Origin of the sequence: Streptomyces sp. NBC_01089, from assembly GCF_045162975.1 — a bacterium.
Taxonomy (GTDB): Bacteria; Actinomycetota; Actinomycetes; order Streptomycetales; family Streptomycetaceae; genus Streptomyces.
Genome location: NZ_CP108660.1, coordinates 7851071 through 7865041 on the forward strand (window position 1 = coordinate 7851071; position 13971 = coordinate 7865041).

Annotated in this window: 12 protein-coding genes and 1 pseudogene; 2 read left to right on the forward strand and 11 right to left on the reverse strand. The window is 71.2% G+C overall.

Features of this window, described 5'->3' with window-relative positions:
• Nucleotides 1-85: 85 nt before the first annotated feature.
• The gene (locus OG510_RS35340) at nt 86-1585 is read left to right on the forward strand and encodes a hypothetical protein (RefSeq protein WP_406142098.1); all 1500 of its coding nucleotides are present in this window, start codon (nt 86-88) and stop codon (nt 1583-1585) included.
• A 64-nt stretch (nt 1586-1649) separates the two neighbouring features.
• Here the strand turns inward: OG510_RS35340 and OG510_RS35345 are convergent, their stop codons facing one another.
• Complete coding sequence (locus OG510_RS35345) at nt 1650-3089, reverse strand: PP2C family protein-serine/threonine phosphatase (RefSeq protein ID WP_406142099.1); 1440 nt, start codon at nt 3087-3089, stop codon at nt 1650-1652.
• Nucleotides 3090-3644: 555 nt separating this feature from the next.
• Here OG510_RS35345 and OG510_RS35350 point away from each other — a divergent pair.
• Nucleotides 3645-4043: pseudogene (locus OG510_RS35350) on the forward strand (hypothetical protein); the annotation flags it as partial.
• A gap of 85 nt (nt 4044-4128) precedes the next feature.
• On the opposite strand, the gene OG510_RS35355 reads toward OG510_RS35350, so the two are convergent.
• From OG510_RS35355 to OG510_RS35400, 10 genes are all read right to left on the reverse strand, one after another.
• Entirely contained in the window at nt 4129-5169 is a 1041-nt protein-coding gene (locus tag OG510_RS35355) for an NAD(P)-dependent alcohol dehydrogenase (RefSeq protein ID WP_406142100.1), read from the reverse strand.
• Between the two features lie 62 nt (nt 5170-5231).
• Complete coding sequence (locus OG510_RS35360) at nt 5232-5999, reverse strand: SDR family NAD(P)-dependent oxidoreductase (protein WP_406142101.1); 768 nt, start codon at nt 5997-5999, stop codon at nt 5232-5234.
• 40 nt (nt 6000-6039) lie between these two features.
• A complete protein-coding gene (locus OG510_RS35365; protein WP_406142102.1) occupies nt 6040-6660 on the reverse strand; it encodes a TetR family transcriptional regulator in 621 nt (206 codons plus the stop codon).
• Between the two features lie 100 nt (nt 6661-6760).
• Nucleotides 6761-7825: a chitinase gene (locus tag OG510_RS35370; protein WP_406142103.1), complete on the reverse strand. Its 1065-nt coding sequence runs from the start codon at nt 7823-7825 to the stop codon at nt 6761-6763.
• A gap of 204 nt (nt 7826-8029) precedes the next feature.
• Nucleotides 8030-9115: a phosphatidylinositol-specific phospholipase C domain-containing protein gene (locus OG510_RS35375; RefSeq protein ID WP_406142104.1), complete on the reverse strand. Its 1086-nt coding sequence runs from the start codon at nt 9113-9115 to the stop codon at nt 8030-8032.
• 186 nt (nt 9116-9301) lie between these two features.
• Nucleotides 9302-9853, reverse strand: a complete 552-nt coding sequence (locus OG510_RS35380; protein WP_406142105.1) for a cupin domain-containing protein — start codon at nt 9851-9853, stop codon at nt 9302-9304.
• 73 nt (nt 9854-9926) lie between these two features.
• Complete coding sequence (locus OG510_RS35385) at nt 9927-10328, reverse strand: nitroreductase family deazaflavin-dependent oxidoreductase (RefSeq protein WP_406142106.1); 402 nt, start codon at nt 10326-10328, stop codon at nt 9927-9929.
• Nucleotides 10329-10398: 70 nt separating this feature from the next.
• Nucleotides 10399-10725: a hypothetical protein gene (locus OG510_RS35390; RefSeq protein ID WP_164266656.1), complete on the reverse strand. Its 327-nt coding sequence runs from the start codon at nt 10723-10725 to the stop codon at nt 10399-10401.
• A gap of 100 nt (nt 10726-10825) precedes the next feature.
• Nucleotides 10826-11890, reverse strand: a complete 1065-nt coding sequence (locus tag OG510_RS35395; RefSeq protein WP_406142107.1) for a glutathione S-transferase family protein — start codon at nt 11888-11890, stop codon at nt 10826-10828.
• 336 nt (nt 11891-12226) lie between these two features.
• A complete protein-coding gene (locus OG510_RS35400; RefSeq protein WP_406142108.1) occupies nt 12227-13951 on the reverse strand; it encodes an adenine deaminase C-terminal domain-containing protein in 1725 nt (574 codons plus the stop codon).
• Nucleotides 13952-13971 lie beyond the last annotated feature (20 nt).

Below are 13971 nucleotides of genomic sequence, written 5' to 3' on the forward strand. Positions count from 1 at the left end.
CGGACCCTGGCGAACCCTGGCGAATAGTCGCACGGCATCTGACACAGGGTTACTGTCGAACCAGCCGAGAACCTGGGGGCTTGACGTGACCGGAGAAACCAACACCCGCCTAGCAGACCTGTTCGGCCTGGCCGGCTGGTCCAAGGGCGAACTCGCGAGACTGGTCAACCGGCAGGCGGCCGTCATGGGCCACCCGCAGCTGGCGACCGACACCTCGCGCGTGCGGCGCTGGATCGACATGGGCGAGAGCCCACGAGACCCGGTGCCGAAGGTGCTGGCAGCCCTGTTCACCGAGCGGCTCGGCCGTGTCGTGACCATCGAGGACCTCGGGTTCGTACGGCCTGGGCGCGCTGGTAAACGGCAGGCCGTCGGGAACGCGGAAGAGACAGCGAACCCGGACGGCCTCCCGTGGGCGCCCGAACGGACGGCGGCGGTCCTCACCGAATTCACGGGAATGGACCTCATGCTCAACCGACGCGGCTTGGTGGGCGCAGGCGCTGCGCTTGCCGCAGGCTCCGCACTCAGCAGCGCCATGCACGACTGGCTCCACACCGACCCGGCCCTCGCTTCGGACGCCCCACGCACCGAACGGCCCCTGCACGCCGAGCCCGCAGGTTTCGACCGCTACGAGGCCGCGCCCGTCGGGTCGCAGGAGATCGAGGCGCTGGAGCACTCCGTCGAGATCTTCCGCGCCTGGGACGCCTCACGCGGCGGCGGTCTCCAACGCAAGGCGGTCGTGGGCCAGTTGAACGAGGTGGGAGGCATGCTCTCCTACCGCCACCCCGACTCCCTGCAGCGGCGCCTGTGGGGTGTCGCCGCCAACCTCGCCGTCCTCGCGGGCTGGATGTCCCACGACGTCGGCCTCGAACCGACGGCCCAGAAGTACTTCGTCATCGCCGCCCACGCGGCGCGCGAGGGCGGCGACCGGCCACGCGCCGGCGAGGCCCTGTCCCGCGCCGCACGCCAGATGGTCCACCTGGGCCGCCCGGACGAGGCACTCGACCTGATGAAGCTCGCGCAGAGCGGCTCCGGCGACCGCAATCTGCCGCGTACCCGCGCCATGCTGCACACCATCGAAGCCTGGGCGCAGGCTTCGCTCGGCCACGGTCAGGCCATGCGGCGCACGCTCGGCGAGGCCGAGGAGCTGTTCGTATCGGACCACGGTGACGAGCCCGCGCCGAGCTGGATGCAGATGTTCGACGAGGCCGACCTCCACGGGATGCAGGCCCTGGCGTACCGCACGCTCGCTGACCACGAGCCGTCCGCCGCCGCCACCGCACAGCGCCACGCCAGGCGGGCGCTGGAGCTGCGGATCAACGGCCGCCAGCGGTCGAAGATCTTCGACTACATCTCGCTGGCCTCCGCCTGCTTCATCGCGGACGACCCCGAACAGGCCGACCGCTACGCCCGGCTCGCGCTGGTGTCGATGGGGGAGACCTCGTCGCACCGCACCTGGGACCGGCTGCGTGAGATGTACCGGCTCACCGGGCAGTACGCGCGCCACGGGAGCATCCAGGAACTGCGGGAGGAGATCCAGCTCGCCATGCCCCAGCAGATGAAGCGCCCCAGGAACGCGCAGGCTTAGGGGCGCGGGCCGCTCAGGGGGGGGGAGGCTCAGGGGCGGGCTGCTGGTGGAGGCGTGGCGCGCTCTATGCCTCGCCGACGCGGGCGATCAGTACGCAGGTGTCTTCCCCGCGCTCCAGATGACCGTACTGCTCGACGATCATCCGCATGCACTCCTGTGCGGTCCCGCTACCGGTGAACCGCGGTGCCAGCGCCAGCAGTCCGTCCTCGTCCGACGCGTCCGCCGCGTTGTGTGCCGTCAGCCCGCCGGTGTGCAGGACCAGGACGTCCCCGGGCCGCAGCTGCTCCCGCGCCTGTCCGTACGCCGTCCCGGGCATCGAGCCGAGCAGCACCCCGCTCGGCGGGGTGAGGGCGCACCCCGTTCCCCCGCGGAAGAGCAGGGGGGCGGGGTGTCCCGCCTGCGCCCAGGCCAGGGTCCGTCCGACGGGGTCGTAGCGGCAGTACACCGCGCTGCCCAGCGCGGGCTGCGCCGAGGCTTCCAGAAGTTCGTTGAGATGCCCCATGAGCGCGCCGGGGGCGATACCCGCCACCGCCATACCGCGCAGCGCACCGAGCAGCATCGCCATCGCGGAGGTGGCGCCCACGCCGTGCCCTGTCAAGGCGCCCACGGTGAGAAGGGACTGGCCGTCGGGGAGTGCCATCGCGTCGTACCAGTCGCCGCCGATACGGGAAGGCGCGGCGGACGGCAGATAGTGCGCGGCCAGATCGAGTGCTGCCGGGCCGCCCCGCGGAAGCCGTAACGGACCGCGCCAGGGCGGCAGTACGGCCTCCTGCAACTCCACGGCGACCTGGCGCTCCGTCCGGGCGATCTGCTCCCGGCGCTGGAGCGAGTCCTCCGTCTCGCGTACCGTCCGCTCGCTGCGCCGCAGATCGCTGACATCGCGCAGCACGGCCCACATCGAGGCCGTGCAGCCGTCGCTGTCGAGGACGGGCTCACCCAGCATGTGCAGGGTGCGTACGGTCGAGTCGGGCCGCCTGATGCGGAACTCGCCGTCGATCGGCTTGCCGTCGACCAGGCAGTCGGTGACCATCGCGGTGAGCCGTGTCTGGTCGTCGGACAGGACCACGGAGGGCAGTTCGTCCAGTGAGAGCGGCCCGCTCTCCTGCGGCCGGCCGAAGATCCGGTACAGCTCGTCCGACCAGTTCACCTCGTCGGTGAGGAGATCCCAGTCGGCGCTGCCCACCCGGCCGAGCAGCGCGCCGGTCCCGGGGTGGGCGTGGGCGCCGTGCCCGGCGGGCTCACCGGTGAGCGGGTCCGTCCCCGCGGCCGGCAGCCCTTCCTTGAGCTGCCCCAGCTGGGCGCCCAGGTCGTCGAGGTGGTGGACGGCCAGATCGCACAGGGCACGCTGCCAGCGGCTCTGTACATCGTCGTCGTCAGCGGCGGCGTCACGCCGTACGGCGTCCATGTCCCCGCGCAGCAGGCGGGTCCGGGTGATGAGGGCGTCAACCGTGCCCCGTTCGGGCGGCTGGGGGGCGGGACGGTCCGCGAACACATGGGACGGCATGACGTACTCCGATACGGGCGCGGCGCGGCCAGAGCTGCGGGATGGACCGGTTACGACTGTTGCACAGGGAGCGAAGGCCCGTAAGGGAATTGGCAATACTCGGTGCGGTGGTGCTTCTGGCATATGCCACCGGCTGCCGGGGTCCCGCGGGCGGCGGGCCGGCCGGATCCGGTGGTGCGGGGTGCTGCAGCTCACATCCCCTACCCGGGCCTGGCTGGAACATCCGGGCTTGGTTCACCGTTCACCTATATGTGGGAACGGAGCGGAGCGCTCAGCCGCAGGCCCTCCGTCCCCGCACACCGACCGCCCCGGCTGGCCTCCCCCGACCAGCCGGGGCTCTTCTTTTCGGCCAAGGTCGACAGCGAATATGCCAGAGATATGGCCAGAACCCTATGGTGACAATGCGCGCGGAGTGAAGATACTCGTTGACTGTGACGGTTGAATTCCGTTCCATTCAACTGTGATCCACCAGCGAAAGGCCCGCGCGCTCCGGCCTGGGAGAATATCCGGTCCATGAGCGGGTCCGTGGCCGTGAACTGCCCTGGGGGAGTGGCTGTGCACGATGAATTCCTGTGCCATGTCACCGCGTACGGAGTCTGCGGTGGACGACGCGTCGGAGTGCCGCTCGGCACCTACCGCGCCCCCACTCTCCCGCTGGCCCTGTGGTGGCTCAGGGACCGGGCGACGTGGATCTCGGAACGGCTGGATCCCAGCCCCGAGCGTGGCTGCTTCCCGGCCCGCGCGCTCTTCGAACTGCCCGCGGACGCCCCCGATGTACCGGGCGCCCTCCGTGCCTGGCGGGACGGCGGGCCGCAGCAGGACAAGGCAGCCGAAGTGCTGGCCAGCGGTGGTCTCATGCGATTCGCGATCAACGACGACACCACGGAATACGAACTGCTCGCGGAATCCGTCGACGCCCTGCGAATGCAGCGCGCAATTCCCTCGCCCGCCGTCTCTCCTCAGCCCGCCCTGCCGGAATGGACGGGACTTCCCTCCGGTGCCGTGCTGCTCGCCACATTGAACAGCTCGACCGTGGTGTTCAGCTCTGCGGCAGGATGACCGCGCGTCCGTTGATCTTCCCGGCGTGCAGCCTCTCGTAGGCCAGCGGCGCCTCGTCGATCGGATACGTCTCCACATGGACGTCAACCGATCCGGCGCGCGCCAGGTCGAGCACCTCGGTGAGCTCCGAGCGCGAACCCCAGTAGGGCGCGGCCACCGAGACCTCGAAGGCCAGTGCGCCGAAGCCGACGGGCAGGGTGCCGCCGCCGATCCCGACCAGCGCGACATCGGCCTCGACGCCGGCCACCGCACCGGCCAGCGCCACCGTGGGCGGGACACCCACGAAGTCGAACACCGCCTGCGCGCCGAGTCCGCCGGTCAGTTCGCGCACCCGGGCGGCCGCGTGCTCGTCGGAGAGCACCGCCTCATGCGCGCCGACCGTCCTGGCCAGCGCCAGCTTGTCGTCGGTGACGTCGAGCGCGATGACCCGCGCCGCGGACATCGCCCGCAGCAGCTGGATCGCCACATGCCCGAGCCCGCCGGTGCCGATGACCACGGCGGTGGAGCCGGGGGTGAGCTTCGCCAGCGAGCGCTTGATGGCGTGGTACGGGGTCAGTCCGGCGTCGGTGAGCGGTACGGCCCCCACCGGGTCGAGATCGCCGAGCGGCACCAGATGGCGCGGGCTGTCCACGATCATGTACTCGGCCATCGCGCCGGGGGCGCCGAGGCCGGGCGGGTGGATGGCGAGTTCATCGGCGCGCAGGCAGTAATTCTCCTTGCCCTCGGCGCACTTGATGCAGGAGCCGCAGCCCCACGGCCCGTAGACCGCGACGGACTCGCCCTCGGTCAGGCCGGTGACACCGGCGCCGATCGCGGCGACCGTGCCGGCGCCCTCGTGCCCCAGGGTGAGCGGAAGCTCGTACGGCAGGCTCTCGGCGGGCCTGCTCATCACGGCGATGTCGGAGTGGCAGACGCCCGCGGCGGTGACCTTCAGCAGCACCTGGCCCGGTCCGGGCTCGGGGTCGGGGATGGTGACGACCTCGGGTGCGGCGCCGACGGTGCGGTACTGGACTGCTTTCATGGTGTGCTCCTCAGCTGGGCGGCGGGACCGGTCCCCGATACCGGCCCGCCGTGGTGATTCGGTCAGCGCGCGGCGTAGCCGCCGTCGACGAGGTGGTAGCTGCCGTGGATGAACGAGGCGCGGTCCGAGAGCAGGAACGCCGTCAGCTCCGCCACCTCGTCGGCCGTGCCCAGCCTGCCCGCGGGGTGCAGCGAGACGAGCTGCTCCCGCATCGGGTTGTCGGTGTCGCGCAGCAGCGGGGTGTCGATGAAGCCAGGGCCCACGGCGTTGACCCGGATGTTCTGAGCGGCGTATTCCAGCGCGGCGGTCTTGGTGAGCCCGACGACTCCGTGCTTGGCCGCGACATAGGCGGGGGACCCGGCGAAGCCGTTGGTGCCGAGGATGGAGGCCATGTTGACGATCGCGCCGCCGCCCGCGGCGAGCAGTGCGGGCAGCTCGTACTTGAGGGAGTAGAAGACGCCGTTGAGGTTGGTGTCGATGACGCGCTGCCAGTCGGCCACCTCGTACGCGCCGGTCGGCAGGCTGGGGCCGCCGATGCCGGCGTTGTTCACGGCGAGGTGCAGCGCGCCGAAGGTGTCGGTGGCGTGCTGTACGGCGCGCTCCACCGACGCGGGGTCGGTGACATCCACGGCGACGGCGGTGGCGCGGGCCCCGGACGCCTCGAGGCCGGCGGCGGCCTTGCGGGCGCCTTCCTCGTTGTAGTCGGCCACGATGACCGCGGCGCCGCCGCGGGCGAGCCGGCCGGCGATGGCCAGGCCGATGCCGGACGCGCCGCCGGTCACCAGTGCGGTCCGGCCGGCGAACTCCTCTGTGGGGGTGGTGTTGCTCATGGTGCCTGTGTTTCCTTTCGTACGGGGCGCCGCGGGGGTGTCACGCCTGCGGCAGTTCGCCGGTGAGTGCGGCGAAGGCGGCATGGACGATGCCGGGGAGCGCGTCCTGGCGGGAGCCGCGGACCCAGACGGACTGGGCGGCCACGAGGGCTCCCGCACCCGCTCCCACCAGAACGGCGGGGCGCAGGTCGTGCTCGTCGTCGACGCCCATCCGGGCGGCCAGGATCCGGATCGAATCCTCCTGGGCCTCCACCCGGATGTGCTGGAAGGCGGCGTAGAGCGTCGGCTCCCCGCCCGCGATCCGCATCAGTTCGAAGATCCGCGGACGGCGGTGCCAGGCCGGGTGGGTGTCGTCCGTGAGCCAGTCGTCCACCGCGTTGCGGTAGGCGACGAGCGGGGTCTCGTCCGCGGGCCGGGCGCGCAGGGCGGCGTTGATCCGGTCGCCGTCGGCCCGTACGGAGTCCAGCACCGCGTCCTCCTTGCTGGAGAAGTACCGGCTGAAGGTCCGGCGGGCGACGTCGGCGCGGTCGGCGATGTCCTCGACCGTGACGGCCTTGAGTCCACGGTCGCACACCAGGGTGCATGCGGCTTCCGCGAGCGCTTCACGGGTCCGGCGGGCCTTGCGGGCCCGCCGGTCTCCGGCTGTCCCCTCATCGTCCATGCTTTTCACCGTACACCCGGAAATGTCCCACTGGGACATAAGGCCCAATGGGACATTTCTGGGGTGCTGGGGTGCTGGGGTGCTCAGGTGTGCGGGGTGGTCACCTGCGGGACGGTGTCGTCCCTGCGAACGTCACCGAGTACTTGGCGAACTCCCAGTCCGCCTGCGGCACGCTGCTGCACGTGCCCGACGTGGTGCCGTTGTCCGGCGGGCTGCACTGACGGTCGCGGTTGAGTGACCAGAAGGTGAAGCGGTCCATGTGGTGGCTGGTGGCGAAGTCCAGGACGGTCTGGAAGTCCGCCTGCTTGAAGTACTCGCCGGTGTCGCTGCGCCCGTTCATCCCGGAGAAGCCCTCGTGGGCGTAGGCGGTCGCCTCGTCCCAGCCGAAGGTCGACTGCAGGATGGTGTTGAAGTTGGTCAGCGCGCTCGTCTGGGACGCGGCCCCGTTGAAGCCGCCGTCGAAGGGCATGATCGAGAAGTTGTTGGGGGTGAACCCCTGCGACTTGGCCTCGTTCAGCATCTGCTTGCCGAACCAGCCGGTGCCGTCGGCGGTGCCCGCGGTGGTGACCGACACATACAGGCCGGGGTTGTTCTGCTGGAGGATCTTCGCCGCGCCGATCTCGTGCGCGACGGCCGCCGTGTTCTCGTACTCGGGCTCCTCCAGGTCGAAGTCGATGGCCTTCAACTGGTACTTGCTGATGACCTGTTGGTAGGCGGCGGCGGTCGAGGCCGCGTCGGAGCACGCCTGGCCGAGTTTGGTGCCGCCGTACCCGCCGATGGAGACCGAGACGTCGCCGCCCTTCGCGCGGATCCCGTCGATGACGGAGCCCACCGCCGTATCGGACGACACGGCCGATGTGCCGCCCCAAGTCGGACTGCATCCACCGCCGTTGGGCGCCAGGATGAAGGCGAGCTGAAAGGCTTTCAGTCCGGTGGCGTCCATGATGGCCCCGGCGTCGGGCGGGTTGTTGTCGGTGGGCATGAGGTACGGGGCCGCCGCGTACCAGCGGTTGCTGAGGGCCGTGGTCCCGGCGGTGGAGGTGGTGGCCTTGCTGTCCGTGGTTGCTCCGGCCGCCTGGCCGGTGCCGAGTGCGGCCAGCCCGGTGGTGGCCAGTGCGGCCGCCGCCACGCCGCAGAGCAGGGAACGGATGCGCATGCGATTCATCTGTCGGTCTCCTGGTCGGGTCTCCTGGTCGGTCTCCTGAATGAGGAAGTGGCCGCCAGAATCGACGTCTGTCGGGTGCGCGTCAACGACTTGGACTAGACCATTGCCAATCCTTGGGGATCGCGCCGACCGCGGGCCGCTCTCCCGCGCCCCTCGGACCCGGCTCCCGCGGGGAGTTCGGACCGAGGGGCGCGGGGCCGGTGGTCAGCCGCGCGGCACGGCTGCCGACTGCACCTGGGGGAGCCCCGTCCAGTCGTTGGAGGCGACGCTCGCGTGCGCCGCCGCGAGCTGCGCGACGCGCGCCTGTGCGTCGGACGCGGACGGATTTCTGTCGTCCAGGACCGGGGCCACGTTCTGCGCGTCGGTCATCACCAGCATGTAGTGGTGTGTGTCGTACCAGGAGGTGTCGATGGTGCCGCCGAGGTAGGCGGCCGCGTCACCGTCGAAGAAGACGAACCAGGGCCGGAGTGAGGCGTCCGTGTACCGCGACCTGGGATCGCCCGCCTGGGCGGTGTGCACCGAGGGGAAGATCTGGGCCTGGTCGGTGTGGCCCGCTGTGTGCAGATCGCGGAGGTATCCGGCGTACTCCCGGTCCGTCCACAGTGAGTCGGTCGGGTTCTTCTCCTCGACCGTGCCGGGGATGATCTCCAGCAGGACCTTTCCGGCGAGTTGTGCGCGGGTGGGCCAGTTGCCGGCCGTCGCGGCCTCGTCCAGGGTGGCGTACTGGCCGCCGCCCGGCTTGGCCAGCAGATCCGCAGGGCGGAAGATCGTGGAGCCCAGGTGCGCGGCGACCGCCTGGTCCAACTGGGCGGGCCCCAGGCCGAGATCGGACTGGAATCCGGCCTTCATCTCCAGCTTGATCACCAGCGGCGCGTGCCCGGGGTGGGCGCCGAGCCACACCCGTACGTCGTCCAGGCAGGTCTCCAGATCCTTGTTGGCGCCCCCGGTGTAGAGCTGGCCCGGGCTGTCGGCCGTCACGCAGTTGTTGCTGTTGCCCAGCGGGTTGGAGTGGCTGACCTTCCACTCCTTGGTGACGATGTCGTCCCACACGTCCAGCTCGATCATCGAGGTACCGGTGTCCAGCGACTGGGCGAGGTACGGGAAGGTCGCGGGGTCATAGGTGTTGTGCAGGCCCGATGTGGTGGCTCCCGAGAGCGGCAGCGAACCGGTGTCGGCCGCGGACGCGCCGCCGCTGCCGCCCACCGTGGTGAGGGCGAGGCCGGCCGCCGCGGCGCCCACGAGTATCGCGCGCAGCCGGAGCGGAACGTATCTGAACCGTTGACCTGACATGTTTCCTCCTGTGGGGGATGACTCTCCGTCAGGACTGTCGCAGCCCTGGGTGAATCGACGGAGACATGCCAAGCAACATAAGGGAATCGCCCTGCGACGAGGGCGACATGGGCAACTCGGGTGCGGGAAGTCGCCCCGAAAGGCTCGAAAGGAGCGAAGGTCCGAAAGGGGCGGACGGTGGAGCGTTCAGGCGGTGGGCAGCCCTTCACCGCACCGGGAGCAGAACCGCGCGCCCGACTCCTGGGCGAGGCGCCCGCAGCCGGGACAGACCAGATGGAGCAGACACGCCGCTTCGCCCCCTCCGTACCCGGCGGATGCGGGTGCGGGCACGGGGGCGGGACCCTGAGCGGGCGCGGATGCGGGAGCCCCGGCGGGCGCGGAGGCGATGGTGAGGCCGGCGCGCCGACGGTGGACGGTGAGGTAACAGAGTCCGTCAGGCCCCGCGGTGAGTGAGCGCCGGACGCCGTGCGGCAGCCAGAGCACCGCGCCCGGTGCCAGATCCTGGCGACCGTCGGCCGTCTCCAGCTGCCCGCCGCCGTCGACCACGCACACGAGCACGTCGAGGTCCGGCTCCACATGTCCGGCGACCCCCGTGTCCGGGGCCAGCCGGATCACGTTCGAGTCCAGCTGGCGCCCCGGCTCTGCCAGCCGCCACAGCGCGCCCCGGTCCTCCCCGGCGGCATCACGGACGAGGCGGGCGGTGTCGGTGACGACACCGGGTGCGGGGGTGCGGGACAACGGTTCCTCCTGCTGCGAACGTACGGCCGGCGCGCGGGGAAATGCTACGCCCGCGCGCATCGGCCCGCCGCGGTCAGGACCGGGTGAGCACCACCACGGGGATCTCCCGGTCGGTCTTGCTCTGGTACTCGTCGTACGCGGGCCAGGCCGCCGCCATCGTCCGCCACATGTCCGGCTTCTCCGCGGGGCCCGCGGTCCGCGCGTGCGCGGTGAACCGGTCGCCCTTCACCTGCACCTGCACCTCCGGGTTCGCCCGGAGGTTCAAGTACCAGGCCGGGGGCTGGTCGGATCCGCCCTTGGAGGCGACGACCAGCAGGTCGTCGCCGTACGCCTGGTAGATCAGCGGAGTGCTGCGCTGCCGGCCGCTCTTGCGCCCGGTGGTGGTGAGGATCAGGGTGGTCGTCCCCTGCCACGCGTGACCCTCGGCCCCGTCGGTGGCGACGTAACGCTCGACGTGCTCCTTGCCGAACAGCATCTCTGGCCCCTCTGTTGTTCCGTTGTTCTGTTGTCGGGGAATCCTCCGGCGCCCGTTCCGTCCGGGAGCCTCAGCCGCCGACGCCCAGGCGTGCGGGCACACTACCGGGTCTGTCCAGCTGCTCCGTCGTGTCCTGGTGCAGCAGCCCGATCAGCCGGTCCGCCTCGGCGCGCGTCAGATGGAGGAGCATCGCGTCCTCGGGATGCGCCGGGCCGGGCGGGGCGATCACCAGCCGCGCGGTGCTCGCACCGGCCGAGTCGGTGGTGAAGGACGGCGGGAACGCCTGGCGCCAGTTGACGAGTGCGTCCCTGAGCCGGCCGTGCGGAGAGCTGAGATCGCGCGCGACCCAGCCCGTCGTCACCTGAGCGAGATGGTCCAGTTTCTGAGAATTCGTCACCGTTCCATAGTGGCCGCGCGGCCACTGGGCCGCGCGCTGGAAGCACGCGCCGGGGTGACGCCCAACCGGGTCCCGGCCGGCGCGCGGCGGCGGGTCCCGGTCAGTACTGCGGCGGCCGGCCGGCCGCCGGGACCTCCTCGGCCGGTGCGGGCGGCCCGGGCGGTGTGCCGTCCCCGAACGGGCGGCCGCCCAGCTCCTGCCGGTAGTGCGGGGTGAGCCAGCCGCTCAGGTCCGGGCCGAGCGGCACGATGCCGGTCGGGTTGATGCCCCTGTGCACCCCGTAGTAGTGGCGCTTGATGTGGTCGAAGTCGACCGTGTCGCCGAAACCGGGTGTCTGGTACAGATCCCTGGCGTACGCCCAGAGCACCGGGTCCTCGGTCAGCTTCGAGCGGTTGCACTTGAAGTGGCCGTGGTAGACCGCGTCGAACCGCACCAGCGTGGTGAAGAGCCGGATGTCCGCCTCGGTGATCGTGTCCCCCACCAGATAGCGGTGTCCGGTCAGCCGCTCGGACACCAGGTCGAGACGCCGGAACACATCGCGGTACGCGTCCTCGTACGCGCCCTGCTCCGAGGCGAATCCCGCCCGGTACACCCCGTTGTTGACGTCCCGGTAGATCCCCTCCATGACCTCGTCGATCTCGCCGCGCAGCCGCTCCGGGTAGAGGTCGGGTGCGCCGGGCCGGTGCAGCGCGGTCCACTCGGTGGCGAGGTCCAGGGTGATCTGCTGGAAGTCGTTGGTGACCAGCCGGCCGCTCGGTACGTCCACGACCGCGGGGACGCTGACACCACCGGGGTAGCCGGATTCCCGTGCGTCGTACGCCTCACTGAGGAAGCGGATGCCGAGGACCGGGTCACGGCCGCCCGGGTCGAGGGTGAAGCGCCAGCTGCGGTCGTCCTGGATCGGGTCCGTGATGCCGAGCGAGAGCGCGTCCTCCAGGCCGAGCAGCCTGCGTGAGACCAGCGCGCGGCTGGCCCAGGGGCAGGCCCGGCTGACCACCAGCCGGTACCGCCCGGCCTCGACGGGCCAGCCGTCCCGGCCGTCGGCCGTGACGCGGTCGGCGAAGTGGCTCCTCGACCGCTTGAACGGCTTCCTGCCGTATCCGGCGTTGCCCTCGGTATCGCCTGCTGTCTTGCTGCCGGTGCCGCTCTCGGTGGGGTGGTCCATCACCGTGATCCTTCCCGTTGGCCGGTGCCAGGTGTCCGTCCGTACGCCGCAGGACATCCCGTACATACGCCCGTCCCGCGCGGCCCCCGCGAACCGTCGACCGGTCGGCGCGAACTCGGCGGGAACCACGCGACCCCTCCAGGCTGACACCCTTCACCCCCGGCGCGCAGCGGAAGACGGCCGCGGGCACCGCCGGACGGCTTCCCGGGTCAGGGAAGAACCGGGAAGCAAGAGCCGGGAAGCAGGAGCCGGGGAAGAAGAGCGGGGAAGTACGAACCGGGACAGAAGAACCGGGACAGAAGAACCGGGACAGAAGAACCGGGACAGCAGAACCGGTCAGGAAGCGGCAGGCACCGTGGCCGCCACCGGCTCCCTGCGGACCACGTCCACCAGCGACAGATCCGTGATCTTGAGGCTGGGTGACACCGCGAGCGTCAGCGTGGACACGCTCATGAACGGATTGAGGTGGTCCCAGCCCCACTGGGTCAGCGCGGTCCGCACCGCCCCCGACTGCGCGGCGATCTCCTCGGCCGGTGCCGGGGACATCACGCCCCCGACCGGCAGCGGCAGCCGGGCCGCCACCGTGTCGCCGTGCACGACGGCGACGCCGCCGCCGTCGGCCAGCACCGCCGCCGCTGCCGTGGCCATCGCGGTCCGTGAGGTCCCCACCGTGACCAGGTTGTGGCTGTCATGGGCGTACGTCGTCGCGACCGCTCCCGCGCTCAGCTCACGGCCGAGCAGCGGGGCGAAGACCGTACCGGAGCGGCCGTAGCGGTTGCGCACCCTGACCAGGGTCACCCGGCCCTCCCACTGCACCTCGCCGTCCTGGACGGGCAGTTCGGCCTCCGCGGCCTCGGTGTACGTGTCGCGCGAGTTGACCCGCATCGCCCGGAAGCGGTGCACCCCGTCCGGCAGCTCCACACACCAGCGGAAGCCGTCCGGAGTCTGCGGCTCGACGTCGAAGGTGCCGGACAGCGCACCGGCGACCGGCTCCGTCGCGTACGCCGGCTTCCCGTCCCGCGCCACCGTGCGGCCGCCCGCGATCACCAGTGCCGGGTCGAACGCGGCCAGGTCGCCGCGGAGCAGGACCAGGTCGGCCCGCTTGCCCGGAGCGACCACCCCGCGGTCGTACAGCCGCAGCCGCTGCGCCGGGTTCCAGGTCAGGGCGCGCAGCACATCGACGGCGGGCAGCCCGGCCCGCACCGCTACGCGTGCGATGTGGTCGAGGTGACCGGTGGACAGGATGTGGTCGGCGGCCAGATCGTCGGTGACCAGGCACAGCGGCGGCAGCTGCGGCAGCGCGAGCAGCGCATCGACGACCTCGGGGAGCAGGCACTTCTCCTGGAGCATCATCAGCATGCCCATCCTGGCCTTCTCCAGGACGACTTCGGTGCGGTTCTTGGTGTGGTCGGAGTCGACACCGGTGGCCATGTACGCGCTGAGTTCGGCGCCGCTGAGGTTCGGGCAGTGACCGTCCAGGATGACCCCGCGCTCGCGCGCCGCGTCCACGATGGAGCGCATCCGCGGCTCGTCGGCCACCACCGCCCGGTAGTCCATGACCTCGCCCAGCGCGACGACGCCCGGCCACTGGAGCATCGCGTCGATGTCGTCGGCGGACAGGCTGGCGCCCGCGTGCTCCAGGCCCTGGAGCGCGGGGACGCAGGACGGCACCCCCCAGAGCTGGGTCTGCGGCGTGCCCTGCCCGGCCTCGGTCATCCAGCGCATCGCTTCGGCGCCCGCGACATTCACGATCTCGTGCGGGTCGGCGAGTACGGTCGTCGTCCCGCGGGCGAGCGTCAGCCCCGCGAAGGTCTGCGGGGTGAGGAACGAGCTCTCGATGTGCATGTGCGCGTCGACGAAGCCGGGCACGATCAGCATCCCGGTGGCGTCCACCCGCTCCCGTGCGTCGCCGGGCGCACCGGGCGGCAGCACCCCGGTGATGCGGTCGCCGCGCAGCAGGACGTCGGCTGCGAACTCCTCACCCGTGAAGGTGGACACCACCCGGCCGCCGCTGATGCGGACGTCGTGCGGTTCCGGCAGGTGCTGCTGGTCGGTGCTCATGCGGTGGTGCTCCTCAACGG

Coding starts and splice junctions, on each gene's coding strand:
- OG510_RS35375 (WP_406142104.1), bottom strand. CDS start 9,115: ATGTCAGGTCAACGGTTCAGATACGTTCCGCTCCGGCTGCGCGCGATA.
- OG510_RS35345 (WP_406142099.1), bottom strand. CDS start 3,089: ATGCCGTCCCATGTGTTCGCGGACCGTCCCGCCCCCCAGCCGCCCGAA.
- OG510_RS35365 (WP_406142102.1), bottom strand. CDS start 6,660: ATGGACGATGAGGGGACAGCCGGAGACCGGCGGGCCCGCAAGGCCCGC.
- OG510_RS35355 (WP_406142100.1), bottom strand. CDS start 5,169: ATGAAAGCAGTCCAGTACCGCACCGTCGGCGCCGCACCCGAGGTCGTC.
- OG510_RS35370 (WP_406142103.1), bottom strand. CDS start 7,825: ATGAATCGCATGCGCATCCGTTCCCTGCTCTGCGGCGTGGCGGCGGCC.
- OG510_RS35360 (WP_406142101.1), bottom strand. CDS start 5,999: ATGAGCAACACCACCCCCACAGAGGAGTTCGCCGGCCGGACCGCACTG.
- OG510_RS35395 (WP_406142107.1), bottom strand. CDS start 11,890: ATGGACCACCCCACCGAGAGCGGCACCGGCAGCAAGACAGCAGGCGAT.
- OG510_RS35385 (WP_406142106.1), bottom strand. CDS start 10,328: ATGCTGTTCGGCAAGGAGCACGTCGAGCGTTACGTCGCCACCGACGGG.
- OG510_RS35400 (WP_406142108.1), bottom strand. CDS start 13,951: ATGAGCACCGACCAGCAGCACCTGCCGGAACCGCACGACGTCCGCATC.